Origin of the sequence: Paraburkholderia dinghuensis (assembly GCF_003837865.1) — a bacterium.
GTDB classification, from domain to species: Bacteria; Pseudomonadota; Gammaproteobacteria; order Burkholderiales; family Burkholderiaceae; genus Paraburkholderia; species Paraburkholderia dinghuensis.
Genome location: NZ_RQIS01000014.1, coordinates 144,631 through 169,438, shown reverse-complemented (window position 1 = coordinate 169,438; position 24,808 = coordinate 144,631). Strand labels below are relative to the sequence as shown.

25 protein-coding genes and 1 pseudogene are annotated in these 24,808 nt (G+C 64.1%); 11 read left to right on the top strand and 15 right to left on the bottom strand.

Going from position 1 to position 24,808, the window contains the following annotated elements; all coding sequences use genetic code 11:
- Window positions 1–93 precede the first annotated feature (93 nt).
- The 4 genes and pseudogenes from D1Y85_RS19415 to D1Y85_RS19395 form a co-directional block, all read left to right on the top strand.
- Window positions 94–786 (top strand): annotated as a pseudogene (locus D1Y85_RS19415) (IS3 family transposase); the annotation flags it as partial.
- Window positions 787–935: 149 nt separating this feature from the next.
- On the top strand, window positions 936–1,676 hold the full coding sequence (locus D1Y85_RS19405) for a PAAR domain-containing protein (protein WP_246024981.1): 741 nt from the start codon (window positions 936–938) through the stop codon (window positions 1,674–1,676).
- On the top strand, window positions 1,669–2,232 hold the full coding sequence (locus D1Y85_RS19400; RefSeq protein WP_124152696.1) for a lysozyme family protein: 564 nt from the start codon (window positions 1,669–1,671) through the stop codon (window positions 2,230–2,232). Before D1Y85_RS19405 ends, D1Y85_RS19400 begins: the two co-directional genes overlap by 8 nt.
- Window positions 2,229–2,795, top strand: a complete 567-nt coding sequence (locus tag D1Y85_RS19395) for a hypothetical protein (protein ID WP_124152695.1) — start codon at window positions 2,229–2,231, stop codon at window positions 2,793–2,795. Before D1Y85_RS19400 ends, D1Y85_RS19395 begins: the two co-directional genes overlap by 4 nt.
- 293 nt (window positions 2,796–3,088) lie before the next feature.
- Here D1Y85_RS19395 and mnmA read toward each other — a convergent pair whose 3' ends face one another.
- Window positions 3,089–4,306, bottom strand: coding sequence for a tRNA 2-thiouridine(34) synthase MnmA (gene mnmA / locus D1Y85_RS19390; RefSeq protein ID WP_124152694.1), 1,218 nt, complete (start codon window positions 4,304–4,306; stop codon window positions 3,089–3,091).
- A 13-nt stretch (window positions 4,307–4,319) separates the two neighbouring features.
- Window positions 4,320–4,823 carry an NUDIX hydrolase gene (locus D1Y85_RS19385; RefSeq protein ID WP_124152693.1) on the bottom strand — a complete coding sequence of 168 codons (504 nt, stop codon included), beginning with the start codon at window positions 4,821–4,823 and terminating at the stop codon, window positions 4,320–4,322.
- Window positions 4,824–5,097: 274 nt separating this feature from the next.
- Here D1Y85_RS19385 and D1Y85_RS19380 point away from each other — a divergent pair, with 274 nt between their 5' ends.
- The 3 genes from D1Y85_RS19380 to D1Y85_RS19370 are packed head-to-tail and all read left to right on the top strand — an operon-like array spanning window position 5,098 to window position 8,046.
- Window positions 5,098–6,249, top strand: coding sequence for a Re/Si-specific NAD(P)(+) transhydrogenase subunit alpha (locus D1Y85_RS19380; protein WP_124152692.1), 1,152 nt, complete (start codon window positions 5,098–5,100; stop codon window positions 6,247–6,249).
- 13 nt (window positions 6,250–6,262) lie between these two features.
- Entirely contained in the window at window positions 6,263–6,595 is a 333-nt protein-coding gene (locus D1Y85_RS19375) for an NAD(P) transhydrogenase subunit alpha part 2 (protein ID WP_124152691.1), read from the top strand.
- Window positions 6,592–8,046: an NAD(P)(+) transhydrogenase (Re/Si-specific) subunit beta gene (locus D1Y85_RS19370; protein ID WP_124152690.1), complete on the top strand. Its 1,455-nt coding sequence runs from the start codon at window positions 6,592–6,594 to the stop codon at window positions 8,044–8,046. Before D1Y85_RS19375 ends, D1Y85_RS19370 begins: the two co-directional genes overlap by 4 nt.
- Here the strand turns inward: D1Y85_RS19370 and D1Y85_RS19365 are convergent.
- The 8 genes from D1Y85_RS19365 to D1Y85_RS19330 all read right to left on the bottom strand — a co-directional run bounded on the left by D1Y85_RS19365 (window position 8,015) and on the right by D1Y85_RS19330 (window position 15,633).
- Window positions 8,015–8,404 carry a porin family protein gene (locus D1Y85_RS19365; RefSeq protein ID WP_185219046.1) on the bottom strand — a complete coding sequence of 130 codons (390 nt, stop codon included), beginning with the start codon at window positions 8,402–8,404 and terminating at the stop codon, window positions 8,015–8,017. The two genes, D1Y85_RS19370 and D1Y85_RS19365, sit on opposite strands and share 32 nt — an antisense overlap.
- Window positions 8,405–8,605: 201 nt before the next feature.
- Window positions 8,606–9,292: a helix-turn-helix transcriptional regulator gene (locus tag D1Y85_RS19360; protein WP_124152688.1), complete on the bottom strand. Its 687-nt coding sequence runs from the start codon at window positions 9,290–9,292 to the stop codon at window positions 8,606–8,608.
- Window positions 9,293–9,564: 272 nt separating this feature from the next.
- Window positions 9,565–9,954: a VOC family protein gene (locus D1Y85_RS19355; RefSeq protein ID WP_124152687.1), complete on the bottom strand. Its 390-nt coding sequence runs from the start codon at window positions 9,952–9,954 to the stop codon at window positions 9,565–9,567.
- Window positions 9,955–10,251: 297 nt separating this feature from the next.
- Window positions 10,252–11,553 carry a THUMP domain-containing class I SAM-dependent RNA methyltransferase gene (locus D1Y85_RS19350; protein ID WP_124152686.1) on the bottom strand — a complete coding sequence of 434 codons (1,302 nt, stop codon included), beginning with the start codon at window positions 11,551–11,553 and terminating at the stop codon, window positions 10,252–10,254.
- A gap of 139 nt (window positions 11,554–11,692) precedes the next feature.
- Complete coding sequence (locus tag D1Y85_RS19345; RefSeq protein ID WP_124152685.1) at window positions 11,693–12,463, bottom strand: PqiC family protein; 771 nt, start codon at window positions 12,461–12,463, stop codon at window positions 11,693–11,695.
- Window positions 12,460–14,097, bottom strand: a complete 1,638-nt coding sequence (locus tag D1Y85_RS19340; protein WP_124152684.1) for a PqiB family protein — start codon at window positions 14,095–14,097, stop codon at window positions 12,460–12,462. The genes D1Y85_RS19345 and D1Y85_RS19340 overlap by 4 nt, the downstream gene beginning before the upstream one ends.
- Complete coding sequence (locus D1Y85_RS19335) at window positions 14,090–14,752, bottom strand: paraquat-inducible protein A (protein ID WP_124152683.1); 663 nt, start codon at window positions 14,750–14,752, stop codon at window positions 14,090–14,092. Before D1Y85_RS19335 ends, D1Y85_RS19340 begins: the two co-directional genes overlap by 8 nt.
- Before the next feature lie 8 nt (window positions 14,753–14,760).
- Entirely contained in the window at window positions 14,761–15,633 is an 873-nt protein-coding gene (locus D1Y85_RS19330; protein WP_221410323.1) for a paraquat-inducible protein A, read from the bottom strand.
- 370 nt (window positions 15,634–16,003) lie between these two features.
- On the opposite strand from D1Y85_RS19330, the gene D1Y85_RS19325 reads away from it, so the two are divergent.
- The 4 genes from D1Y85_RS19325 to D1Y85_RS27135 all read left to right on the top strand — a co-directional run bounded on the left by D1Y85_RS19325 (window position 16,004) and on the right by D1Y85_RS27135 (window position 18,205).
- Complete coding sequence (locus D1Y85_RS19325; protein WP_124152682.1) at window positions 16,004–16,570, top strand: cytochrome b; 567 nt, start codon at window positions 16,004–16,006, stop codon at window positions 16,568–16,570.
- The gene (locus D1Y85_RS19320) at window positions 16,567–17,154 is read left to right on the top strand and encodes a YceI family protein (protein ID WP_124152681.1); all 588 of its coding nucleotides are present in this window, start codon (window positions 16,567–16,569) and stop codon (window positions 17,152–17,154) included. The genes D1Y85_RS19325 and D1Y85_RS19320 overlap by 4 nt, the downstream gene beginning before the upstream one ends.
- 78 nt (window positions 17,155–17,232) lie before the next feature.
- Window positions 17,233–17,799 carry a YceI family protein gene (locus tag D1Y85_RS19315; RefSeq protein WP_246024983.1) on the top strand — a complete coding sequence of 189 codons (567 nt, stop codon included), beginning with the start codon at window positions 17,233–17,235 and terminating at the stop codon, window positions 17,797–17,799.
- Window positions 17,800–18,037: 238 nt separating this feature from the next.
- The gene (locus tag D1Y85_RS27135) at window positions 18,038–18,205 is read left to right on the top strand and encodes a hypothetical protein (protein WP_185219045.1); all 168 of its coding nucleotides are present in this window, start codon (window positions 18,038–18,040) and stop codon (window positions 18,203–18,205) included.
- Between the two features lie 132 nt (window positions 18,206–18,337).
- Here D1Y85_RS27135 and secF read toward each other — a convergent pair whose 3' ends face one another.
- The 5 genes from secF to queA form a co-directional block, all read right to left on the bottom strand.
- Window positions 18,338–19,288 carry a protein translocase subunit SecF gene (gene secF / locus D1Y85_RS19310; RefSeq protein ID WP_124152679.1) on the bottom strand — a complete coding sequence of 317 codons (951 nt, stop codon included), beginning with the start codon at window positions 19,286–19,288 and terminating at the stop codon, window positions 18,338–18,340.
- 15 nt (window positions 19,289–19,303) lie between these two features.
- Complete coding sequence (gene secD / locus D1Y85_RS19305; protein WP_124152678.1) at window positions 19,304–21,370, bottom strand: protein translocase subunit SecD; 2,067 nt, start codon at window positions 21,368–21,370, stop codon at window positions 19,304–19,306.
- Between the two features lie 143 nt (window positions 21,371–21,513).
- Window positions 21,514–21,843: a preprotein translocase subunit YajC gene (yajC, locus tag D1Y85_RS19300; protein ID WP_042262488.1), complete on the bottom strand. Its 330-nt coding sequence runs from the start codon at window positions 21,841–21,843 to the stop codon at window positions 21,514–21,516.
- A 385-nt stretch (window positions 21,844–22,228) separates the two neighbouring features.
- A complete protein-coding gene (gene tgt / locus D1Y85_RS19295) occupies window positions 22,229–23,431 on the bottom strand; it encodes a tRNA guanosine(34) transglycosylase Tgt (protein WP_124152677.1) in 1,203 nt (400 codons plus the stop codon).
- Window positions 23,432–23,536: 105 nt separating this feature from the next.
- Window positions 23,537–24,607 (bottom strand): tRNA preQ1(34) S-adenosylmethionine ribosyltransferase-isomerase QueA, encoded by a 1,071-nt coding sequence (gene queA, locus D1Y85_RS19290; RefSeq protein ID WP_124152676.1) that lies wholly within the window; start codon window positions 24,605–24,607, stop codon window positions 23,537–23,539.
- Window positions 24,608–24,808: the final 201 nt, after the last annotated feature.

Sequence of the window (24,808 nt, the reverse complement as noted above, 5' to 3'; positions counted from 1 at the left end):
GCCCCACCAGGCGCTGAAGATGAAAACCCCGGCTGAGGCATTCGCTTTAGCTGCTTAATCTGTGCAGGTTTCGCTGGGTCAATACAGGCATGCATGAATCGAATTCCAGGAACGGTCTATACGAAGGAGCTTCGCGACGAAGCGGTCAAGCTGGCGTTGACTGAAGGTGTTGGGGTATCGGAAGCTTCCCGACGGTTGTCGATCCCAATCAAGACGCTGGCAAACTGGGGGCGCGCGGCGAAGGTCGGCAAGCTGAAAGATGTCGGTCGGCACCAGAAGCCACTGACGGAAATGGAGGCCGAGCTGGCGCAGGTCAGGCGCGAACTGGCCGAGGTCAAAATGGAGCGCGATCTCCTAAAAAAGTTCGCGACGCACTTCGTGAAGGAGTCGCGGTGAGGTACGGCGTGATTGAACAAATGCGACAGGACTATGCCGTGCCGCCGATGTGCCGCGTTCCGACGACCGCCGGCTGGCCTGATTCACCATAGCGATCGTGGGTCGCAATATTGTGCGTTGGCCTAACAATGGCTCGTGAGCCAGTTCGACATGCGGGCATCGATGAGCCACCGCGGCAATTGCTACGACAACGCCCCGATCGAATCCTTCTGGGGAACGTTGAAGAACGAACTGGTCTATCATCAACGCTTCGCCACGCGCGAGCAGGCGCGGCACTCGATCAGCGAATACATCGAGATTTTCTACAACCGGCAACGCTTGCAGGCGCGTCTCAATTACCAATCGCCGGTCGCATTTACGCAGCGGTTCTATCGGAATCAGATCGCTGCTCAACCCGTTGGCCTCCACGAATTCCGTCCGACCTCACATACCCGGGTATGTCTTCGAGTAGATCCAAACGTTTGCCTGTGAAGCTGGTCCGCGAGAGGTTAGTGCCGAAGTCCTCGCGGACGGCAACAGCCAGATCACGAATCCGGTCGATGGCCAGCGGTGGAAAATCGTCGTTGAGAGAATTGGCGTTCATGTCGCGACTATCCGTTGCTATGCAACAGCCGGCAACGCAGCACCATTTCAGTCGTCGACCGATGGACTATCATCACGCACTTTCTAATCGCCAATTGCTGTTAATGCTTTTTGCATATACATGTTTTGCCGATACCCCGGCAAAGAGGAAGCAAAGAATGAAGCGTTCTCGTCTTAAAAAAGGCGATAAGTCGTCGGTCGGTGGCATAGTCACTGAAGGAATCCCCTTCATGTCGCACGAAGGAACGGAACTAACGTTTCTCGGGGCCAGCGTGAACTGCCCAGCGTGCAAATCGACGGGACATATTGTTCCCATCGGGCCGCGTCTATCATCCAACTTCATGGGCAAGCAACCGGCATTGGAGGGCGACTTGTGCGCGTGCAAGTGCGCCCCCAAGCCCGTGATGATCGCCTCACAGTCGGTCATGTTCGAATCGTACGAAGCCCATCATCTCGCGAGCATGGGCTACGACGCGGCGGGAAACCCGTTGCCGACGGAGAAATTTTTTGACGAGCAGTTTCAGCTGCTGGACACGCATACCGGAAAGCCATTGGCAAACGTTGAATACGCCATAAAGCGCGCAAGCGGCAACCTCGAACACGGCGTAACTGACGCAAACGGCTACACGCACCGCCTTGCAAAGACGAGTGAAGCCGAAGGCGTGAATATCTTTTGCAGCGGAGCTGAATATGCCTAACACCGTAACGTCTCGTTCCGGTAAGCCGCTCGCTCATGCCGCGCATAGAACGACGACTAGCACGACCGATAGCGCCGCAAAGCAACTGCAAATCGCATCCCGGCAAAAGACCCGACGCGACGAGAATGAGGAATACCTCAAGAACGCCAACGTCAAGGCGTTTCTCTACATGACCGGGAAGTCCGAAGGCGGCGACTATCACGCCAAATACGGCTGGTATCCAGGAAATACAACGTGGGGCTTTACCGACGAAACAACGCACCCAGGCGTGGGAAAGGATGGTCGCACGACTGCCGCAGGGCTTTATCAGATTAACAATGCGGCGTGGACCGAGCACGGAAAAAAGGCGATGGGGCTTGATGACTTCTCCCCGCATACTCAAGACCTGATCGCGGTTGAGGACATCCGGAAACATAACGTGCTGGACGCCGTAATCGGCGGCGACATCAAGACGGCCATCGACAAACTGAAGCCGCATGAGTGGGTCTCCTTCCAGGTCCACGATTACAAAACGCTGAAAGGCTGGTTTGTGGAAGGCGGCGGAACACCAAAATGAAGCGCACATACATTCTTCTCTTGCTCATCGGCCTTGCGGCCGGACACGCATCCGCGACTGAAGCGCTGTTCGAGAATCACACCGAAGACTCAACCAATGGATGGGCGCATGTGACCCCGGCTTTTGCCAAAGCGCTGATGAAGCATGAAGCGCAACAACAGGATTTGAGCGGATATGCCGAGTCGGGTGACATTCCGAAAGATCCAGGCACAAGGCTTGTACAGAAGGCAGTTCCTATCGGCCTTCACGGGAAAAAGGTCCTGTACGTGAGACCGACCCTTGAGCCGTATTTCGCGCCGTTCTATGGCGCGCATCAATTCCAGCATTGGCTCGTTTCTAATGGCCGTATCTTCTACGAAGGTAGCTCAGACGTGTTTCGAGTTCTACCGTCCGATCACGATGGCATGCGCGACATTGAGGAAACGGCATGTACAGCCGTCAAGTGCTACTCGACTCAATTCAAGTTCGACAGCAAAAGCGGTTGTTACAAAGCCGCGTCGTGTCACGCAACTTCGGTGTCGAATGACAAAGAGACCGAGCCGTGCGATCTCGTTGGCAAGTAGTGGACGGGAATCGCCGCGGTGTTGGTGTCGTTCATGTGACCGGCTATTCCGGCAGTGCCGCGATCCCGCAACGAAGCGCCCCTGTTGCCACAGTGACTTCGCTATACTCGCCTGACAGTGCGTATCCTGCTGTTGGCTCTGCGCGGACGCGATTCGAGCAGGGGGCTAATTACCTGACTGGGGCCGTTCCGGTCGAAAAATGGTGATTTCTTCGATAGCCACATCGACTTGCCATAGTGCGTTCTCTTGTTCAAGACTGAAGAATGCACCATGACTTACTGGGACCATACATCTTAGGCTTCGCTCGCCGCGCCGCCGAGCAGCGCGGGTTTTTTCTGCGGTGCGCCCTTCGTGCGCTTTGCGCGCTTCGCGCGGACCGGCTCGGGCGGCAGCACGTCAGGCACGTGGGGCGCAAGCGTTTGAACCGCTTCGATGATCCCGCCGCCGAGGCACACATCGCCGTCATAGAGCACCGCAGACTGGCCGGGAGTGACAGCCCATTGCGCGTCGGGGAAGTGCAGCGAGAACCCACCCGCGCTGGATGACGCCGACGCGCCGAACGTGCAGCGCGCGTCCGCCTGGCGATAGCGCGTCTTGGCTCCGCACGTGTGGCCGTCGACGGGCGCCTCGCCCGCGACCCAGCTCACGTTGCCCGCGCTCAGGTCGTGCGCGAGCAGCCACGGATGATCGTGACCCTGCACGACGTAGAGCGTGTTCGACGCCATGTCCTTGCCCGCGACGAACCACGGTTCGCCGCTGCCGTCCTTGCTGCCGCCGAGGCCGATGCCCTTCCTCTGCCCGAACGTATAGAACGCGAGGCCGATGTGCTCGCCCACGATCTTGCCGTCGGGCGTCATCATCGGGCCGGGCTTCGTCGGCAGATAGCGGTTCAGGAAGTCGCGGAACGGCCGCTCGCCGATGAAGCAGATGCCCGTCGAGTCCTTCTTCTTCGCGTTCGGCAGACCGATCTTTTCGGCGATCTCGCGCACCTTCGTCTTGGGGATCTCGCCGAGCGGGAACATCGTCTTCGACAACTGCGCCTGGTTCAGCCGGTGCAGGAAATACGACTGATCTTTCGTGTGATCGAAGGCCTTCAGCAGTTCGAAACGCCCCTTGTTTTCACGCACGCGCGCGTAGTGGCCCGTCGCGATGGTTTCCGCCCCGAGCGACATCGCGTGATCGAGGAATGCCTTGAACTTGATTTCGGCGTTGCAGAGCACGTCCGGGTTCGGCGTGCGGCCCGCGGAATACTCGCGCAGGAACTCCGCGAACACGCGGTCCTTGTATTCGGCGGCGAAGTTCACCGCTTCGACGTCGATGCCGATCAGGTCCGCCACCGACACCACGTCGATCCAGTCCTGGCGCGTTGAGCAGTATTCCCCGTCGTCGTCGTCTTCCCAGTTCTTCATGAAAAGACCGACGACGTCGAATCCCTGCTCCTTGAGCAGCCATGCCGTCACCGACGAATCGACGCCGCCCGACATACCCACCACGACCTTACGTTTGCTCATCTCTTAGCTGCCTTCAACCTTGGGGACCACCGCTGTGACCCGATCTGGGTCCAACCGCATGCACATGCACGAATTCGAGCGGCACGCGTACACCCGCGAGGTAATCATCGATGCACTTCATCACGAGCGGCGTGCGATGACGCTCGCTCGCGGCGCGCAGCTCGTCGGCGCTCATCCACAGTGTGCGGACGATATCGGGATCGAGCGCGCGCGCTTCCGGCTGATCCGCGACCGAGCCGGAATACGTGAAGCGCAGATACGTCGCGCCGCTCTCGCCCGGTTTGCCGAAGTGGGTCATATAGACGCCGACGAGCGCCTCGGGCGTGAACGCGTGCGCGGTTTCCTCGAGCGTTTCGCGCACGACGGCCTCGACGAGCGTTTCGCCCGCCTCCAGATGGCCGGCGGGCTGGTTCAGCCGCAGGCCGGCCGGCGTGTGCTCCTCGACGAGGAGAAAGCGGCCGCCGCGCTCGACGATCGCCGCCACGGTGACGTGCGGAGCCCAGGTGTCCTCATTCATGGACCGCCATTTTACCGATACATGCCGTGGGCTGCTGGCGGCTGGCTCGACCGGTCATCCACCGCCCGCGGCCGTGACCGGTGGCCGGTCGGTCCGTCTGCCTGCCAGAACACACGATATCGCGCAACCGGCGCTTTTCGCGGGGTCGATCCGCCCCCGGCTTTCGGTTACAGTGGTGCGTCGTTATGCCGTTGCACTACAAAAAATACTCGCCGGCGAACCTCGTCGGCCCCCCGAATCTTTAAAGTGCTGGAAGGTCGAGGAGATTTCAACGATGCATATCGGAGTGCCCGCAGAGACGCGGGCGAACGAAAGTCGCGTGGCCGCGACACCGGAGACAGTCAAGAAATACGTCGCACAGGGCCACACCGTGACCGTCCAGAGCGGCGCGGGCGGCCCCGCCAGCTTTCCCGATGAGGCCTATGCGGCCGTCGGCGCCCAGATCGCCGACGCCGCTGCCGCCTTCGGTGCCGACCTCGTGCTCAAGGTCCAATCGCCATCCGTGAGTGAACTGGCCTTCATGAAGCGTGGCGCCGTGGTGGTCGGCATGCTCGATCCCTTCAACGCCGAAAACGCGGCGCAGCTCGCCGGGGCGGGCGTGACGGCCTTCGCCCTCGAAGCCGCGCCGCGCACCACGCGGGCGCAGAGTCTCGACGTGCTGTCGTCGCAGGCCAACATCGCGGGCTACAAGGCTGTGCTCGTCGCTGCGAACCTCTATCCGCGCTTCATGCCGATGCTCATGACCGCCGCCGGCACCGTCAAGGCCGCGCGCGTGCTGATCCTCGGCGCGGGCGTAGCTGGCCTGCAGGCGATCGCCACGGCGCGGCGCCTCGGCGCCGTGATCGAAGCCTCCGATGTCCGCCCGGCCGTGAAGGAGCAGATCGAATCGCTCGGCGCGAAGTTTCTCGACGTGCCCTTCGAAACCGACGAGGAGCGCGAGGCCGCGCAGGGCGTGGGCGGCTACGCCCGGCCGATGCCGCCATCGTGGCTCGCACGCCAGTCCGCGCTTGTGCACGAACGCGCGAAGCAGGCCGACATCGTCATCTCGACGGCGCTGATCCCGGGCCGCGACGCGCCCACGTTACTGCCCGCCGAAACCGTGCAGGCGATGAAGCCGGGCTCGGTGGTGATCGACCTCGCGGCGGGGCGCGGCCCGGTCGCCGATCCGGCGACCGGAAGGCGCGGTGGCAACTGCCCGCTCACCGTGGCGGACCAGGTGGTCACGCAGCACGGCGTGCAGGTTTGCGGCTACACGAACCTCGCGTCGATGGTGGCCGCCGACGCCTCCGCACTCTACGCGCGCAATCTGCTCGACTTCCTGAAGCTGATCGTCACGAAGGAAGGCACGCTCAACATCGATCTCGCGGACGACATCGTCGCGGCCACGCTGCTGGCTCGCGACGGCGCCGTCACGAAGAAGACGTAAACGGAGACCGGCGATGGAAATCATCAACCACACCGTCATCAACCTGATCATCTTCGTGCTGGCCGTGTACGTCGGCTATCACGTGGTCTGGAACGTCACGCCCGCGCTGCATACGCCGCTCATGGCTGTGACCAATGCCATTTCGGCGATCGTGATCGTCGGCGCGATGCTCGCCACCGGACTCACCGTGGGCGGCGCGGGCAAGTTTTTCGGCACCTTCGCGGTGCTGCTCGCGGCGGTCAATGTGTTCGGCGGGTTCCTCGTCACGCGGCGCATGCTCGAAATGTTCCGCAAGAAGGAACCGAAAAAGCTGGCGGGTGCCGGCAGCAAGGAGGGCGCGCAATGAGCATGAACGTCGTTACGCTGCTCTATCTGGTGGCGTCGGTCTGCTTCATCCAGGCGCTCAAGGGACTCTCGAATCCGAAGAGCGCACGCGCCGGCAATGTGTTCGGCATGGCCGGCATGGCTATCGCGATTCTCACGACGCTCGCGCTGATCGTGAAGGAATCCGCACAATTCGGCTCGAATCTCGGGCTCGGGCTCACCCTGTTGTTCGGGGCGCTCGTGGTGGGCGGGGGCCTCGGTGCGTATGTCGCCGCGCGTGTCGAGATGACGAAGATGCCCGAACTCGTCGCCGCCATGCACTCGCTGATCGGTCTCGCTGCGGTGTGCATCGCCTATGCGGTCGTCTCCGAGCCTTCCGCGTTCGGGCTGGTTGCCGAAGATGCGCCGTATCCGGACTTTCTGCCCTACGGCAATCGCGTCGAGCTGTTCATCGGCACGTTCGTCGGGGCCATCACGTTCAGCGGGTCGGTGATCGCGTTCGGCAAGCTGTCGGGCAAGTACAAATTCCGGCTCTTCCAGGGCGCGCCCGTGGTCTACGCGGGCCAGCATCTGATCAACCTGATGCTCGCGCTCGGCATGATCGGCTTCGGGATTCTGTTCTTCCTCACGCAATCGTGGCTGCCGTTCATCATCATGACGTTGATCGCGTTCGCGCTCGGCGTGCTCATCATCATTCCGATCGGCGGTGCGGATATGCCCGTCGTCGTGTCGATGCTGAACTCGTACTCGGGCTGGGCGGCGGCGGGCATCGGCTTCTCGCTGAACAACGCGATGCTGATCATCGCGGGGTCGCTCGTCGGTTCGTCGGGCGCGATTCTCTCGTACATCATGTGTCACGCGATGAACCGCTCGTTCTTCAACGTGCTGCTGGGCGGATTCGGTGCGGAAGCGGGCAGTGCAGCGGCGGGCGGTGCGCAGGAGCAGCGTCCGGTGAAGTCGGGTTCCGCCGACGATGCCGCGTTCATGCTCGGCAACGCCGAATCGGTCGTGATCGTGCCGGGCTATGGCCTTGCCGTCGCACGGGCGCAGCATGCGTTGAAAGAACTGACCGACAAGCTCGTGGAAAAGGGCGTCGATGTGCGCTACGCGATTCATCCGGTCGCAGGGCGCATGCCGGGCCATATGAACGTGCTGCTCGCGGAAGCCGAAGTGCCCTACGACCTCGTGTTCGAGATGGAGGACATCAACAACGAGTTCGGCCAGACCGATGTCGTGCTCGTGCTCGGCGCGAACGACGTGGTGAATCCGGCGGCAAAGAACGATCCGAAATCGCCGATCGCGGGCATGCCGATCATCGAGGCGTACAAGGCGCGCACGATCATCGTGAACAAGCGGTCGATGGCGGCGGGTTATGCCGGGCTCGACAACGAATTGTTCTACATGGACAAGACGATGATGGTGTTCGGCGATGCCAAGAAGGTCATCGAGGAGATGGTGAAGTCGGTGGAGTGACCGGACCGCGTGGGCATTGCGGGCCGGTCACGCCGATGATCGCGCGACTATCGGGCGATAGTCGCGCTACGACCGGGGGAAACGAAGCGTCGAACGCCTGGAATCGCGTTTCGATTCCCACGCGGGTGAGGAACTGGCTCGGACCGCTCGACGTCCCGTTCGGGGCGAGGATGCCGCTGATCAGCGCCTGCGCACCGGCGTTCGCGCGTTGATTCACCGCCTGCGTATAGACCATCGTACGCTTGGAGCGGAAGTAGTCGATCGACGCCGAGATCCGGTGCGCGTGGTTGTTGTTGAGATACCCGTTGCCCTTCATGGACATGTAGTCGGCGCCGAATTGCACGGCGGTCGTCAGCATATACGTCGCGCCGACTTCACCCTGGGCGATTGGCCATGTTGCGCACCGCTTCGAAACAAGGCGGCTAAAAAGTCGCGCAAATCTAAGCGTTGATTGGCGATTGCGTCCAGCCTTTGTGCTCGACGCGTCGGGACGCATGACATCGCGCCAAACGTTTCATCGAATTGCGCAGTCCCGCACGTCCAGGCGCGCGCTTCTCCGCTACTGCGAAGGCGCATTCACTCGCCGCAAATAATCGGCCAGCCTGCGCCCGCTCACATCTGGAAACGGTTCGAGCACCTGAACGCCGGTCATGCGCGCGATGTCGAAATTGCGGAAGTCCTCGCGCAACTCGCACCACGCGCCGACCGTCCAGCGCGCCCCCCAGTAGACGAGCCCGAGCGGCCACACGCGCCGCTCGGTGTGCGCGCCGAGCCGGTCGCAGTAAGCGAAACGCACGACGAGCCGCGTATCGACGGCGCGGTGCAGCGCATCTACTTTCTCCGAGAAGCCCCGGTCGACGTGATACGAAGGTGCGAACACCGCGAGGCGTTCAAGAACCACGCGCTTGTCCGCAGGCATGGCGGCGGCAATTTTGGCGAGCGCGCCACGCGCGCCGCCTGCGAGCGCCGCGCCGCCCCACGATTCGGCCATGCGCGCGCCGACGGCAAGGGCAGTGAGTTCATCGGCGGTGAAGGTGAGCGGCGGCAGGCTCGCGGTGCGCGCAAGACGATAGCCAATGCCCGCTTCGCCCTCGATCGGCACACCCGACAACTGCAGGTCCCGCACGTCGCGATAGACGGTGCGTGGCGATACTTCGAGCCACTCGGCGAGCTGCTGCGCGGTGGTGAGACGCCGTCCGCGCAATAGCTCGGCGATGCGGAACAGGCGGTCGGCGCGACGGGACATGTATAGGCGCGGAGAGTCAGCGGTGAAGGGGCCGGACGGTTGTCCGGCGGCGAATGGAAGGATTGGTGAGGTTCGATGCCGCGATCATAGCGCCGCTCGCGCGCGCTCGTACGGGCGGACGCGAGCGGCATTGGGCACGACAACGCCCCACGCTTCGCTGCGGTGACGCGGTGCACCGGGCGTCGCTTCGCACGCAGTCGTCTGGGCGGTCCGCTCGTTCACGCGACCGCCCACAACCCGACGCCCGGGCGAGCGAGATGCCCTGGTGCACCTCACCCGAGCTTCGGTGCGTGCAGCCCGACGCGGTTGCCTTCGGTGTCGATGAAGAAGCCGATATAGCCGTAGTTGTTCGGCAGTTCCTGCGCCGGCCCCTGCCTTTTGCCGCCGGCCTTCTCGACGCGCTCGAGCACCGCCGACACCGATGGCTGCGCGTTCAGATAGACGAGCACGCCTTTCGGATCGGGCTTCACGTCGAGGGGATTGAACACGATGCAACCGCCTGTGTCGGCTTCGGTGTGGGCGAACAGCGCCATCTGCACGCCGCCGACCACGTCACGCTGCAGTGACGTCCCAAGGGCCGTTTCGTAGAAGCGGGCGGCGCGATCCAGATCGTGCGCGGGGATTTCGAACCAGGAGATGACGCGGGACACTTCGGCCGACATGATGCGCTCCTCGAGTACGGGCTGCTGACAGTGGATACTGCGGCTGCGCCAGATGGCGTATCTCGAGTGTGCCGAGGGGCTGCTGACAACGTATTGTCAGTACAGGCGGCGTGGTGCGCCTGTTGCGAGGCGACGGCTAAACGGCCCAAGCGCGGTCAAGGCGCTGAAAGGTGCTCCGGCCCCGAATCGGCACGTGGGCCAGGTGTGGAGTACGAAGGTTATCCGCGGCCGCATCGCGATGCGTACCGCGGTCTTCCGCGTCTTGCGGCGCGTCTCGCAGCGCGCCGCAACGCCGGCTCAGGCCTCGTTACCCGTATCGGCGGCACCTGCTGCGGGACGCTGGCGAACGCTGCCCGCGATCAGGTCGAAGCGGAACAGACGGCATTCGAGCGCGCCATTGAAGAGCGGCGTCTTCGCCGATTCGCGCAGGCGCAACTGGCCCGGCAGCTTGCGGTCCGAGGTGAGCACGAACGCGCGCCAGCCCGTGAAGCGCTGCTTGAGCGCGTCGCCGAACGCGTTGAAGAACTCGGCGTCGGGTGCGTCGGTATCGGCCCGGCGAAAGCCTTCGCCGTCTTCATCGCGGTCGCGCGCCGTCGGCCGCGCTTCGCCGCGCGCGTTACGTCCGCGCACTTCGATCCGCTCGCCATACGGCGGATTCGCGACGAGGATGCCCGGAGCGTCTTCGGGCGGCGTCATGTTGCGCGCGTCGAGCTGCTTGAGTGGCACGTTGCCAAGGCCCGCGCGTGTGAAGTTGGCACGAGCCTTTTCGAGCATCAAGTCGGAAATGTCGCTGCCGTAGATGTGCAGATCGCGCACCTTGCTTTGCGCGGTGTTGCGCGCCGTGTTCGCTTCGCTTTTCAGATGGCGCCACGCGGCCGTGTCGAACTGCTTGAGGCGCTCGAAGCCGAAGCTGCGCGTGAGTCCCGGCGCGATGTCGAGCGCGACCTGCGCGGCTTCCGCCAGAAACGTGCCGCTGCCGCACATCGGATCGAACAGCGGTGTGCCGGGCGTCCAGCCGGTCAGGCGCAGGATGCCGGCCGCGAGGTTCTCGCGCAGCGGTGCCGCGCCCTTGTCGAGACGCCAGCCGCGCTTGAAGAGCGGCTCGCCCGAGGTGTCCAGGTAGAGCGTGCAGTCGCCCGCTGTGAGGAACGCGAAGACGCGCACGTCCGGAAACGCGGTGTCGATGCTCGGACGCGCGCCCGACTTCTCGCGCATGCGGTCGCAGATCGCGTCCTTCACGCGCAGCGTCGCGAATTCGAGGCTGCGCAGCGGCGACTTGATCGCCGTGATGTCGATGCGCAACGTCTCGTTCGCCGAGAACCACTGTTCCCAGCGCTGTTCGCGCGCGAGCGCATAGATGTCCTGCTCGCTGCGATAGGGCTGCTGGGCGATTTTCAGGAGCACACGGCTCGCAATGCGCGAATGCAGGTTCGCGGCCATGCCGCCGGCCCAGTTGCCGCGGAAATGCACGCCGCCGGGCACTTCGGCGCCGACGTCGAGAGCGCCGGGCGGCAGGCGCTGTTGCGCGGTTTCGGCCAGTTCGGCGGCGAGCGCGGTTTCGAGGCCGCGCGGGCAGGGGGCGAAGAATTCGAAGGACATGAAGGAGGAGGGACGCTGCGAGGAAGGCGCTATTGTACGCGGGTTGCCGCGCCGGTCCGCGCACCGTGACGCGGGCGGCGGCCGGTACTCGAAAAGCGTGGGCTACAGCGAGCCGCGCCGCGCTACCCGTGCGCCGGGACTAGCCTGCCGCCACGCCCGGTGCCGCCGACGGGCAGGCGATCGCGCTCATCGGCTTTTGATGGCCGGCGGCCTTCGTACCTTCCTGTGGCGTCATCGGCTGTGGCTGCGCCGCAAGCGAGCGCACGCCGCTCGCGATCGCCGTCGAAAGCGCCTCGACTGCGCGCCGGTGTCCGGCGACGAGCGCATCGTAGCCGTCGCCGACGGGTTCGTTGAGCACGCTGCGGCACGTCATGAGCGACTGCGATGCGAGCGAACGCACGCTCCATACGGCGTCGATGAGCGCGTGCGAGCCGGGCCACGACTCGAAGCGCTGCACGTTGACGCTCACGCGGTAGACCGGAACGCCCTCGGGACGCGGCGAGCCGTAGACGTCGATCGTGTCGAGCCGCTGCGTGAGGTCGACGGACAGCGCGCGGCGGATCTCGTCACCGGGCATGGACGCCCAGCGTTGCTGTTCGAGCACATCCACCTGTGTGGCGCCGGTCTGCACGACGATCTGCGGTTTCGCGACCTGAGGCGGCACGTCGACCGGCGCTAGTTCGATCAGCCACGCGGGGTTGGCGCCTCGCGTCGATGCGGTCGCTTGCGTCGCGTCATCGGGTGCGCTTAGCGTGTAAAAGTGACTCGCGGGCGAGGCGCAGCCCGTCAGCACGGCAATCGCCGCTGCAAGGGGCAGTGCCGCACGTCGGACCGCGAGGGAAGTGAGGGCCGCGCAGCGCGGCTCTTCAGCGGTTCCGGCGCGGCGCGCGGGGACCCGGTCGAACGTCATGGCTTGTCTCCTGATTTGCCGCGCAGCAGCGATTCCGGATGGCGTTCCAGATAGTCGGACAGCGAATTCAGCGACTGGAGGGTGCGCGTCAGTTCCTGCATCGCCTGATGCACGTCGGACTGCAGCGGCGAGTCCTGCTGCAGCGTGGCCTGGGCCGCACCGAAGGTCTTCTGGGCTTCGCTGAGGGTGCCGCGCAATTGCGGCAGCACCTCGTTGTTCACCTGGCCGAAGAGCTGGTTGGCGTTCTTGATCGACTCGTTCAGGTTCGTGCCGATCTGGTCGAACGGAATCTTGTCGAGTTTCTTCGCGATGTCGGCTACCTGCAGCTGCAACTCTTCCAGCGAGTTCGGGACGGTCGGCAGCTCGATCGGGTCGCGATCGAGATTGGCCTTCGCCGGGCTCACCTTCGGGAAGATGTCGAGCGCGATGTAGAGCTGGCCCGTGATCAGGTTGCCGGTGCGCAACTGGCCGCGCAGCCCGCGCTCGACCAGGCGCTTGAGCAGATCGCGCCCCTGCGGCGTGCCCGCCGCCGGCGTTTCGCCGCGCGTGCGGCGCGAAAGGCGCAGCGGATAGAGATCGATCGCGACCGGCATCGTGAAGTCGTGCTCCTTCGGGTCGTACTCGACGCCGATTTCGGTGACCTGGCCGAGCGCGATGCCTCGGAAGTCTATCGGCGCGCCCACCGAAAGCCCGCGCAGCGACTGGTTGAAGTACATGACCACGCGCACCGGCGCGCCGTCTGGCTCGCGCATCGCCTCGGTTTCGTCGGTGGCCAGCGAGAACGTGGCGCTGTCGGGCGCCTGCGGACCCGCGGACTGGCCGGGCGGCGCCTGGAACGCGAGGCCGCCCACGACGATGGTCGCGAGCGACTGCGTGTTCACCTTGATGCCGTTCGAGTCGAGCCGCACGTCTACGCCGCTCGCGTGCCACCAGCGCGTATTGGTGCCGACGTACTGGTCGTATGGCGCGCTCACGAAGACGCCGACCGTGACGCCGGTGCCGTCCTTGTCGAGCGAATAGCCGGTCACCTGGCCCACCTGGATGCGCCGGTAGAAGATGGGTGTGCCGATGTCGAGCGAGCCGAGCGTTTCGCTGCGCAGCGTGTAGCGGTGGCCCTTCGCGTCGATTGTGACCGGGGGCGGCCCATCGAGTCCGGTGAAGTCCGTCGCGGTTTCGCCCGAGTGGCCCGCGTCGGCACCGATGTACGAGCCCGACAGCAGCGTGTTGAGTCCCGAGACGCCGCTGGCGCCGATGCGCGCGCGCACGACCCAGAAGCGGCTGTCCTTTACCGCGAAGGCTTCCGCGTCGTTGGTCAGCTCGACGGTGACGAGCACACGCGAGCGATTCGGCGAGAGCTTGATCGTGCGCACCGCACCGATGTCGACGTCCTTGTACTTCACCTTCGTCTTGCCGGGCTCGAGGCCTTCGGCGCTAGAGAAACTGATCGTGATCGTCGGCCCGCGCGTGGACACCGACTTCACCACGAGCGCCACGCCGATCAGCGCCGCCACGAGCGGCACGATCCAGACGAGCGAGGGGAGCCAGCGCCGTGGCTTGACGATCTCCGGTTCCGGAAGATCGGGCGGGACCGGGCCGCCCGCGGAAGGCGGCGTCGGCCCATTCGGATTATTCATGAGGGTGATCCTGAGAGTGTTGCTCGGGCTTTTGTGAATCGTCGTCGAACGGATCCCAGATGAGGCGCGGATCGAACTGCATGGACGCCAGCATGGTCAGGATCACGACCGAGCCGAACGCAATCGCGCCCGGACGCGCCGTGATCACCGCGAGCGACTGGAAGCGTACCAGCGCAACGGTCAGCGTGACGACGAAGATATCGAGCATCGACCAGCGGCCGATGAATTCCACGAGCCGATAAAGCTTCGCGCGCTCGACGGGGCGCCACTTCGAGCGGCGTCCCGCGGTGATCGAAAGGAGCGCGAGGACGAAGATCTTGAGCATCGGCACCAGAATGCTCGCGATGAACACGATGATCGCGAGCGGCCACGAACCTGAGGTCCAGAAGTACACGATGCCGCTCATGATCGTGTCGTCTTCGTCGCCGGTCAGCGAAGCCGTGTGCATGACCGGTAGCAGATTCGCGGGGATATAGAGCAGCGCCGCGGCGATGAGCAGCGCCCAGGTGCGCATGAGGCTGTCGGGGTTGCGCTCGTGCAGCGTCGAGCCGCAGCGCGCGCAGCGCGCCGGCACGCCTCGCCGCGTGCGCGGCTGCACGCGTCCGCATGCGTGGCACGAGACGAGTCCGGCGGCGGTGGCGGTCACGTATTTCATCGGGTGCCTCAGTGCGGTGACGGGCCCGAAGGCTTCGGGTTGACGCGCGGCGGCTTCGTCCCCGCGCGGTCCCGGATTTCGGGTTCGGTGAGCGGGTGGGGTCGTGTGGCGCGTGTCGCAGGCGCAGCCTCCGCCGTGGGTGTGGGCGGCGCGCCGTGTCCGGCCGGGCTCGCGGGAGTAGTGGGTGCATCGGGTGCAGCAGGGCCGCGAGGCCCGCCCGTGCCAGGAAGTCCGCCCCCAGGCGCGCCGCCGCCCGCGCGCCTTGTCGGCTCGCGTTCGCGCAGGTCATCGACGATATCCCACAGCGTGCGAGCGTCGAATGTGACGACCACGGTGAACATGAGCGTGAGCGCGCCGAATGCGAAGAGCGCCGTCTCCGGAATCACGCGCGCAAGACTTGCCATCTTCACGATCGTGATCAGCACGCCGAGCATGAACACTTCGAGCATGCCCCAGGGCCGCACGAATTCGATGGCGCGCAGCACCCGGTTGAAGCCCGGCGGAACGAAGCCGCGACGCACGGGCAACAGCACGTAAAGCAGCGCGACGAGTTCGGTGAGCGGAAAGAGGATGGTGGCGCAGAACACCATCAGCGCGATGATCTGCATGTCCTCGCCCCACAGGATGACGAGCGCGCCGAAGAGACTCGATGCCGACGTGATGCCGTTGGCGTCGAGTTCGATGATCGGAAATGACTGGGCGATGATGAACGTGACGAGCGCGGCGACGGCCATCGCGCAGATGCGGTCGAGTTGCGCGGACCCGCTGTTATAGAGGGTTGCGCCGCAGCGCGAGCAGCGCGCGGCCTGCCGGCCAATGAGACGCGGCTTGCGAAAGAGCGCGTCGCATTCGTGACACGCGATGAGTTGCTCCTGGGCCATGCGGGCAGATACGCAAAACGACGTGAACGGGACGAACAGCGATGGCGCACGCGACACAGGTTCGCGGCGGCTCGGCGCCATGTTACCAAACAGCGAACCGTGCGCGACTTGCGGCAAGCAGGGTGGCAAGCGCGGCCAGTCTTTCGTCGCCCTTTCGCCGCCCCGGCGCCACGTGCGGCACTGGAGTAGCATGACGGGCCAGGAGTGTGCCACGTTTGCCCGATCGGCGGGTGCCAGCCGGGTCTGATGTTTGCCACCGGGACATCCGTGGAAGCGAGCGGCCTGCGCTGTTGTGCTGGCGTTCCCGTCGCACGACGCGATGCTGCAACGCACGAGCGCCGCGCGGGTGAACCAGAACGGATTTCGATCGATGTCGCACGATTTCGCCCCATCCGACGACTACACCCACACCGCGATTGCACTGCACTGGCTGATCGCGCTTCTCATCGTTTGCGCGTTCGCGCTCGGCTGGGTGATGACGGGGATACCCGGAATAACGCCCACCAAGCTCCGTTATTACTCATGGCACAAGTGGCTGGGCGTCACGGTGTTCGGACTCGCCGTGCTGCGCGTCGCGTGGACCGCGACGCACCGCTCACCCGCGCTTCCGCAGGGTATGCCGCGCTGGCAGCGCACGGCGGCGCGCGGGACGCACGTGTTGCTGTACATCCTGATGTTTGTCGTACCGCTGACGGGGTATCTTTTCAGTTGCGCGGCCAACGTGCCTGTCGTTTATCTCGGGCTCGTGCGTCTGCCGATGCTGATCGGTCCCGACCCGGTCATGAAGCCGATCCTGCGCGGACTTCACGTCGCGCTGAACTATGCGTTCGCTGCACTCGTCGTGACGCATGTGCTGGCTGCGCTCAAGCATCAATGGCTGGACCGCGACGGGCTGCTTGCGCGGATGATTCCTTTGCTCAGACGAGGACGATCATGAAGGCGTGTTTCGGGTTGGCGCGATACCGTCCCGCGGCCATGCTGGCGCTCGTGGCGGGTTGTGCCGCCGCGCTCGCGTCCGGCGCCGACGCGCAGGCGCAGATCGATGCGGCGAAGAGTACGCTCGTCGCCATCTCGCGGCAGATGAGCGTGCCGGTGGAAGGCCGCTTTACGAAATTCGACGCCCAGATCGCCTTCGATCCCGCGAAACCGCAGGCCGCCACGGCGCGCATCACGGTGGATGTCGGCAGCTACGATCTCGGCGATGCGAGCTATAACGACTCCGTGCGCGGCCCCGAATGGTTCGATGCGAAGTCGTATCCGCAGGCCACCTTCGTTTCGAATGCAATCGCGCCGACCGGTCCGAACCAGTTCCGCGTGAACGGCAAACTCACGTTCAAGGGGCACACCGAGGCCGTGGCCGTGCCCATCGTCGTCACGCAGCAAGGCACGACGCAAACCTTCGACGGCACGCTGCCGATCCATCGCCTCGCGTTCAACGTGGGCACGGGCGAATGGAAAGACACGTCCACGGTCGCCGACGAAGTGCTCATCAAGTTTCACATCGTCGTCGCGCACCCCTAGCGCGGCGGTCTGCTGGACCTTCAACTTTCTCCCTGGGAGGCGCTTTTGAAGACCTTGTCCCGCGTTACTGTAGAGGCAATTGCCGCTGCGTCCGTTGCGTGCATCGTTTCGTACTCCATTCCAGCGCTCGCCGCCGACACGTACCAGCTTGATCCGAACCACACCTACCCGAGCTTCGAAGCCGATCACATGGCCGGACTCTCGGTCTGGCGCGGGAAGTTCACGAAGACCACGGGCACGGTCACGCTCGATCGCGACGCAAAGACGGGCACCGTGAACGTCACGGTCGATCCGGCCTCGGTGCAGACGGGGAACGCAGAGCTGGACAAGCACGTCGCCGGGCCGGAATTTCTCGATTCGGCGAAGTACCCCACGGCCACCTTCAAGGGCACGCAGATCGTCTTCGACGGCGACACGCCGAAGCAGGTGATCGGCACTTTCACGCTGCACGGCGTGACGCGGCCACTCAACCTCGACATCGTGTCGTTCAAATGCATGCAGCATCCGATGCTCAAGCGCGAGGTGTGCGGGGTCGAGGCCTCGGGCGTGTTCAATCGCGAGGACTTTGGCGTCGACATGGGCAAGAAGTACGGCTTCAATATGGAAGTCAGGCTGCACATTCAAGCCGAAGGGATCAAGCAGTAGGGCGGGGCGGTGAGGACACACGTGGTCGCATCCGGTAAAGGTGCTTCGTCCGCATTTTCTGCGCGATGAGGCGGCCGCCAGGGCGTGATCGAAGGGCGGAATGAACCGGTCGACGACCGTCGCCCTGCATCGGGTGTTTCCTCGCGCTTGCCCCTGTCGGCAATTCAACGGACGCTTTGCAGCAAATCCGGCGACGCGATGGGCAGGTGGCATCCGAGGTATTTGAACGGGTGATTCAATGACAAGGAATGCGGTTGCCGTACTTTACGTGTTGGCGTTGATAGCCGTTATCGTCGGTGTCGACGTACTGTTCTTCAAGGATCGGCTCGTGGCACGGCTGATCGTGAACATCGGCATTGCCGCCGTGTTTGCAGCCGTCTATGTTCTGTTCGTCAGGCGCCGTTAGGGCAAGCGCTGCTGGGTAGCTCGAGAATGCCAAACAACGACTCGCTTCTCCGCGTGCTTTGCACGCATGAGGCAGATAAAAAAATGGCTCACTTACGTGAGCCATTTTTCATTCGCCGAATCGAAGAAGCGCTTAAACCTGCGCCCCCGCATTCGGATCATTCGGATCGTGCCGTTCCTTCTTGTCCTTGATGAGGTCCTCGCGCTTCACGCCGAGCCACATCGCGATCGCCGCTGCCACGAACACCGACGAGTAGATGCCGAAGAGAATACCGACCGTCAGCGCGAGTGCGAAGTAGTGCAGCGTCGGGCCGCCGAAGAAGAACATCGACAGCACCATCAATTGCGTACTGCCGTGCGTGATGATGGTTCGCGAGATCGTGCTCGTGATCGCGTGGTTGATGACTTCGGAGACGGCCATCTTGCGTTCACGTTTGAAGGTCTCGCGGATCCGGTCGAAGATAACGACCGACTCGTTCACCGAGTAGCCGAGCACCGCGAGCACGGCCGCGAGCACGGAAAGCGAGAACTCCCACTGGAAGAACGCGAAGAAGCCGAGAATGATCACGACGTCGTGTAAGTTCGCGATCACGCCGGCCACGGCGTACTTCCATTCGAAGCGGAACGACAGGTAGATGATGATGCCCGCGACCACGCACGCCAGCGCGAGCAGGCCGTCGGTGGCCAGCTCCTTGCCGACCTGCGGACCGACGAACTCCACGCGCTGCAACTGCACCTGCGGATTCGTGGCCTTGAGCGCGCCCATGACCTGATCGCTCTGCTGCGCCGAGCTGAGGCCCGGTTTGAGCGGCAGGCGGATCAGGACGTCGCGCGAGGTGCCGAAGTTCTGCACCTGGGCGTCGCCGTAGCCGATCTTCGCGAGCGTGTCGCGCACGGGCTCAAGTTCGAGCGCTTGCGGATACTGCACTTCGATGACCGTGCCGCCCGTGAACTCGATCGACAGATGCAGGCCGCGGTGGAACAGGAAGAACACCGCGAGAACGAACGTGATGAGCGAAACCGCGTTGAAGACCAACGCGTGCTTCATGAACGGGATGTCTTTGCGGATGCGGAAAAATTCCATGATCTTGACTCCGTATCAGCGGGACGAGCCCGGGTTGCCTGGGCCACTCTGCCCGTTCCTGCGGCGCACGACCGGCTTGGCGCGTGCGGCGCCGGTCGGAGCCTTCGCTCCGCTCGTCGCTTCACGACGCTTCGCTGCACCGGCGAGGGCGCGAGCCGTGTCGGTGTCGGCATCGTTCACGCCGAGCGCGCCTGCGCTTGCCGCACCGCCCGCACCTGCCATCTCCGGCGCCGGACGCCACACCTGGCCGATGGCCAGCGATTTGAGCTTCTTCTTGCCGCCGTACCAGAGATTCACGAGTCCGCGCGAGAAGAACACGGCCGAGAACATCGACGTGAGAATGCCGATACAGTGCACGATCGCGAAGCCGCGCACCGGGCCGGAGCCGAATGCGAGCAGCGCGAGACCGGCGATGAGCGTGGTCACGTTCGAATCGAGAATCGTCGCCCAGGCGTGCGCGTAGCCGTTCTGGATCGCGAGCTGCGGCGGCGCGCCGTTGCGCAGCTCTTCGCGGATGCGCTCGTTGATAAGCACGTTCGAGTCGATCGCCATACCGAGCGCGAGCGCGATAGCGGCGATGCCCGGCAGCGTGAGCGTGGCCTGCAGGATCGAGAGCACCGCGATGAGCAGGAGCAGGTTCACCGAGAGGCCGATCACCGAGACCACACCGAACAGCATGTAGTAGGCGATCATGAACACGGAGATCGCGGCAAAGCCGTAGATCACCGAGTCGAAGCCCTTCTTGATGTTATCGGCGCCGAGGCTCGGGCCAACCGTGCGTTCTTCGATGATCTCCATCGGTGCCGCGAGCGAGCCGGCGCGCAGCAGCAGCGCGAGGTCGGCGGCGGCCTGCGGCGTGGGCTGGCCCGTGATCTGGAAGCGGTCGCCCAGTTCCGACTGGATCGTCGCGACCGTCAGCACCTGGCCCTTGCCGCGCTCGAACAGCACCATCGCCATCGGCTTGCCGATGTTGTCGCGCGAGACGCTGCGCACCGCGCGGCCACCCGCCGAGTCGAGACGGATGTTGACCGACGGACGCTGGTGCTCGTCGAAGCCCGCGGACGCGTCGATGATGCGGTCGCCGGTGAAGATCACCTGCTTCTTGAGCCACACCGGCACCTGGTTGCCCTGCGTGAAGAGTTCGCTACCGGGCGGGACCGGCGCGTTCGGGTCCGGATGCAGGCCCATCGGGTCGGCGAGACGTGCTTCGAGCGTCGCCGTGCGGCCGATGATGTCCTTCGCCTTCGCGGTGTCCTGCACGCCCGGCAGCTCGACCACGATGCGGTCGTTGCCCTGCTGCTGGATCACGGGCTCGGCGACGCCGAGTTCGTTCACCCGGTTGTGCAGCGTCTGGATGTTCTGCTTCAGCGCCGCCTGCTGAACTGCTGTTTTCACCGCCGGCGTGAACGTGCCGACAAGCTGCACGCCGCCTTCCGGCTTGTTCTGCGCGGCCCACTGGAGTTCGCTGACGCCGGACGCGAGCACCTTGCGCGCTTCTTCAGCGACCGCCGGATCGGCGAAATCGATCACCACCGACTGGTCCACGCGGTTCACACCACCGTCACGGATGTTCTTGTCGCGCAGCATCGTGCGCGCATCGGCGGCGTCCGAATCGAGCTTCTTGTTCAGCGCGCCGTTCATGTCGACCTGCAACAGGAAGTGCACGCCGCCGCGCAGATCGAGGCCGAGGTACATCGGCAGCGCGCGCATGGCCGTCAGCCAGCGCGGCGAGGCGCTCTGCAGGTTCAGCGCGACGATGTACTGCGGATCGTTCGGGTCGGCGTTCAGCGCCTTCGAGAGCGCGTCTTTCAGTCGCAGCTGCGTGTCCGTGTCGGCGACGCGCACGCGGATGTTCGCGTTCATCGCCGAGTTGTCGAACGTGACGTCGTCGGCCCGGATGCTGTTCGCGGTGAGCGCGGCTTCCACCCGCTCGAGCGTGGTGTTGTCGAGCCTGACGGTGGCCTTGCCGCTCGACACCTGGACCGCGGGTGCTTCGCCGAAGAAATTGGGCAATGTGTACACGAGGCCAATGGCGAGCGCCACGACCATCACGACATATTTCCAGAGGGGATAACGGTTCATTGGTTGACCCAACGGGGGAGGAGAACTGCCTGCTCGATGCGCGCGCGTCCGGCAGGGCCCTTGCTGTGGTCAGCTTGGACGTTGCCGGACGCGTGAGTCCGCCCGATCAAACGCAGCGGCCTGTGAACCTCGCGAGCGAGGGCTTACAGCGACTTGATCGTGCCCTTCGGCAGGATCGTCGAAACCGACGACTTCTGCACGGTGATCTCGGTGCCGTCAGCAATTTCGACGCCGACATACGCTTCGCTGACCTTCGTCACCTTGCCGACGATGCCGCCGCTCGTGATGACTTCGTCACCCTTGGCCATGGCCGCGAGCATGTTGCGGTGTTCCTTCTGACGCTTCATCTGCGGACGGATCATGATGAAGTAGAGCACAGCGAACATCAGGATCAGCGGCAGGAAGCTCATCAGGCTGGATTCTGCGCCACCTGCTGCGGAGCCTTGTGCGAAGGCATTGGAAATGAACGACACGTTGGTCTCTCCGGTTATACGATCACGATCAAAAATCAAGCCGGTTATTCTACCACCGGCGGCTGGTGTCACGACGTCGCGAAATTGGCTTTCCGATCAAGCGGTTAAATGCGGGTTAGATGCGGGTCAATGCTGGTTAGGGCGATCAAGGCCCCGATGGTTGGCTACAACGAGGGCCATAGCGAAGACCAAAGCGCAGGCACCCAACGCGGCGATAAAAACGCAAGCCGGCAAAAGCGCATTTCGGGCGACGGTTGAAGTGGTTCGTCGGTACTACGCTGGCGCTGCGCTGGACCGACGTGCCGGATCGTCCGGCCGTCGTCGTCGGTGAAAGTTAATTGTAATGCACGGCGATACCGCGAACGGATCACCGCTAAAGCCGCCGCTACTGCTCCACGCCCCGGGCACGGTTCTCGTGGAAGCGCTGGCGGAACGCCGCGAACGTCTTCGTTTCGATCGCCACGCGCATTTCGCCCATCAGCTCAAGGTAGTAGTGCAGATTGTGGATCGTGTTGAGCTGCGCGCCGAGAATCTCGCCGACGCGATGCAGGTGGTGCAGATAGCCGCGCGTGAAATTGCGACAGGTGTAGCAGCCGCATTGCTCGTCGAGTGGACGCAGCGAGTTGCGGTGCGTCGCGTTGCGGATCTTGATGTCGCCGAAGCGTGTGAAGATCCAGCCGTTGCGCGCGTTGCGCGTCGGCATGACGCAGTCGAACATGTCGACGCCCGAGGCCACACCCGCCACGAGATCCTCCGGCGTTCCGACCCCCATCAGGTAGTGCGGTTTGTCGGCGGGGAGCTTCGGTGCGATGTGCTCCAGCACGCGCATCATGTCTTCCTTCGGTTCGCCGACCGACAACCCGCCGATCGCGAAACCATGGAACGGCATCTGCGCGAGGCCGGCCAGCGATTCGTCGCGCAGGTCCTCGAACATGCCGCCCTGCACGATGCCGAAGAGCGCATTCGGATTCCCGAGGCGGTTGAACTCGTCGATCGAGCGCTTCGCCCAGCGCATCGACATGCGCATGGAGTCGGCGGCTTCCTGGTGAGTCGTCGGCACGCCGTTCGTCGCGTAGGGCGTGCATTCGTCGAACTGCATGACGATGTCCGAATTCAGCACCTTCTGGATCTGCATCGACACTTCGGGCGAGAGGAACAGCTTGTCGCCGTTGACGGGCGATGCGAAGCGCACGCCGTCTTCGGAGATCTTGCGCAGATCGCCTAGCGAGAAGACCTGGAAGCCGCCCGAGTCGGTGAGGATGGGGCGGTTCCAGCCCATGAATCGGTGCAGGCCGCCGTGGGCCTCGATCGTCTCCAGCCCCGGTCGCAGCCAGAGGTGGAACGTGTTGCCGAGGATGATCTGCGCGCGCATTTCTTCCAGTTCGCGCGGCTGCGTCGCCTTGACTGTGCCGTACGTGCCCACGGGCATGAAGATCGGCGTTTCGACGACCCCGTGGTTCAGCGTGACGCGGCCCCGACGTGCGAGACCATCGGTGCCGAGCAGCTCGAATTTCAGGCCGTTTTGCGGACGTTCGCCGAGGTAGGTGCCGTGCTCGGCGCGTGCGTTGTTTTGATGACCGTCGGTCATGCGTTGACTCCTGTGCCACCGGAAGACAGTCCGGCGCAGATGGTGAATACCGCCGTGTGTTCACGTGCATGCGCGGCGGTTTGGGAAAACCTGTGTGGGTGCTTCTTACACGTTGAGTGCGTCGGCAGTTCTGGTCAGCAGCATCGCGTCGCCGTAGCTGAAGAAGCGATAGCGCTCCTCGATCGCATGACGGTACGCCGCGCGAATTGTCTCGATCCCCGCGAACGCCGACACCAGCATCAGCAGTGTCGACTTCGGCAGGTGGAAGTTCGTCACGAGCCGGTCCACCACGCGAAACTTGTACCCCGGCGTGATGAAAATGTCGGTTTCTGCCGACGTCGCCGCAAGCGGGCGTCCTTCGCGCTCGGCATCGCGTGCGGCGGCTTCGAGTGCGCGCATCGACGTCGTGCCCACCGCGATCACACGTGAGCCGCGAACACGCGCGGCCGCGATCTTGTCGACGAGCGACTGCGGCAACTGATACCACTCGCTGTGCATCTTGTGCTCGTCGATGTTTTCCACGCGTACCGGCTGGAACGTGCCCGCGCCCACGTGCAGCGTGAGCGTCGCGCGCTCGACGCCCATCGCGTCGAGTTTCGCGAGCATCGCGTCGTCGAAATGCAGTCCTGCCGTAGGCGCGGCCACGGCGCCTGGATTCTGCGCGAACACGGTCTGGTAGCGCGTCTCATCAGTGGAGTCGGCGTCGTGCGTGATGTAGGGCGGCAGCGGCAGGCGGCCGTACTGCTCGATCAGCGTGAGGCAATCGTCGGGGAAATGCAGCGTGTAGAACGGCTCGACACGTTCGCCGACCGTCACGTCGAATGCATCGGCGAGGCGTAGCGTCGTGCCAGGCGAGGGGCTCTTGCTCGCGCGGATCTGCGCGAGCGCCGTGCGCGCGCCGGTCAGGCGCTCGACGAGCACCTCGATTTTGCCGCCACTGGCCTTCTGGCCGAAGAAACGCGCCTTGAGCACCTTGGTATCGTTGAAGATGAGCAGGTCGCCTGGCGCGATGCACTCGGGCAGCTCGGAGAACCGGCGGTCGACAAAATGTGCGGGCTGCGTGCGGCTGCCGGAGTGTGTGACCTCAAGCAGACGGCTCGCACTGCGCTCGGGAAGGGCGGTCTGCGCAATCAGCTCGGCGGGGAGGTCGAAATCGAAATCGGAAAGCTTGAACATGCTGCCTGACGAAACGGGAATGCAATTGAAATCCGGCGGGTGGCGCTGTCACGAGAGACACCTCGCGTGTGGCGATCGGGGCCGGAACGCCCGCCGCGGCGCGGCGAGCGGCTATGATGGCGGGACTGCCCACGCTCGACGCGGCAAGCTATGCGTGCAACGCTTGCCGTGCGGTTGACATTGGACGCCGTCGACATGCGC

Bases quoted from the DNA above. Each gene is read 5' to 3' on its own strand.
- D1Y85_RS19405 (WP_246024981.1), top strand. From the start codon at position 936: ATGGCCAGCGGTGGAAAATCGTCGTTGAGAGAATTGGCGTTCATGTCG.
- D1Y85_RS19400 (WP_124152696.1), top strand. From the start codon at position 1,669: ATGCCTAACACCGTAACGTCTCGTTCCGGTAAGCCGCTCGCTCATGCC.
- D1Y85_RS19395 (WP_124152695.1), top strand. From the start codon at position 2,229: ATGAAGCGCACATACATTCTTCTCTTGCTCATCGGCCTTGCGGCCGGA.
- mnmA (WP_124152694.1), bottom strand. From the start codon at position 4,306: ATGAGCAAACGTAAGGTCGTGGTGGGTATGTCGGGCGGCGTCGATTCG.
- D1Y85_RS19385 (WP_124152693.1), bottom strand. From the start codon at position 4,823: ATGAATGAGGACACCTGGGCTCCGCACGTCACCGTGGCGGCGATCGTC.
- D1Y85_RS19380 (WP_124152692.1), top strand. From the start codon at position 5,098: ATGCATATCGGAGTGCCCGCAGAGACGCGGGCGAACGAAAGTCGCGTG.
- D1Y85_RS19375 (WP_124152691.1), top strand. From the start codon at position 6,263: ATGGAAATCATCAACCACACCGTCATCAACCTGATCATCTTCGTGCTG.
- D1Y85_RS19370 (WP_124152690.1), top strand. From the start codon at position 6,592: ATGAGCATGAACGTCGTTACGCTGCTCTATCTGGTGGCGTCGGTCTGC.
- D1Y85_RS19365 (WP_185219046.1), bottom strand. From the start codon at position 8,404: ATGCTGACGACCGCCGTGCAATTCGGCGCCGACTACATGTCCATGAAG.
- D1Y85_RS19360 (WP_124152688.1), bottom strand. From the start codon at position 9,292: ATGTCCCGTCGCGCCGACCGCCTGTTCCGCATCGCCGAGCTATTGCGC.
- D1Y85_RS19355 (WP_124152687.1), bottom strand. From the start codon at position 9,954: ATGTCGGCCGAAGTGTCCCGCGTCATCTCCTGGTTCGAAATCCCCGCG.
- D1Y85_RS19350 (WP_124152686.1), bottom strand. From the start codon at position 11,553: ATGTCCTTCGAATTCTTCGCCCCCTGCCCGCGCGGCCTCGAAACCGCG.
- D1Y85_RS19345 (WP_124152685.1), bottom strand. From the start codon at position 12,463: ATGACGTTCGACCGGGTCCCCGCGCGCCGCGCCGGAACCGCTGAAGAG.
- D1Y85_RS19340 (WP_124152684.1), bottom strand. From the start codon at position 14,097: ATGAATAATCCGAATGGGCCGACGCCGCCTTCCGCGGGCGGCCCGGTC.
- D1Y85_RS19335 (WP_124152683.1), bottom strand. From the start codon at position 14,752: ATGAAATACGTGACCGCCACCGCCGCCGGACTCGTCTCGTGCCACGCA.
- D1Y85_RS19330 (WP_221410323.1), bottom strand. From the start codon at position 15,633: ATGGCCCAGGAGCAACTCATCGCGTGTCACGAATGCGACGCGCTCTTT.
- D1Y85_RS19325 (WP_124152682.1), top strand. From the start codon at position 16,004: ATGTCGCACGATTTCGCCCCATCCGACGACTACACCCACACCGCGATT.
- D1Y85_RS19320 (WP_124152681.1), top strand. From the start codon at position 16,567: ATGAAGGCGTGTTTCGGGTTGGCGCGATACCGTCCCGCGGCCATGCTG.
- D1Y85_RS27135 (WP_185219045.1), top strand. From the start codon at position 18,038: ATGACAAGGAATGCGGTTGCCGTACTTTACGTGTTGGCGTTGATAGCC.
- secF (WP_124152679.1), bottom strand. From the start codon at position 19,288: ATGGAATTTTTCCGCATCCGCAAAGACATCCCGTTCATGAAGCACGCG.
- secD (WP_124152678.1), bottom strand. From the start codon at position 21,370: ATGAACCGTTATCCCCTCTGGAAATATGTCGTGATGGTCGTGGCGCTC.
- tgt (WP_124152677.1), bottom strand. From the start codon at position 23,431: ATGACCGACGGTCATCAAAACAACGCACGCGCCGAGCACGGCACCTAC.
- queA (WP_124152676.1), bottom strand. From the start codon at position 24,607: ATGTTCAAGCTTTCCGATTTCGATTTCGACCTCCCCGCCGAGCTGATT.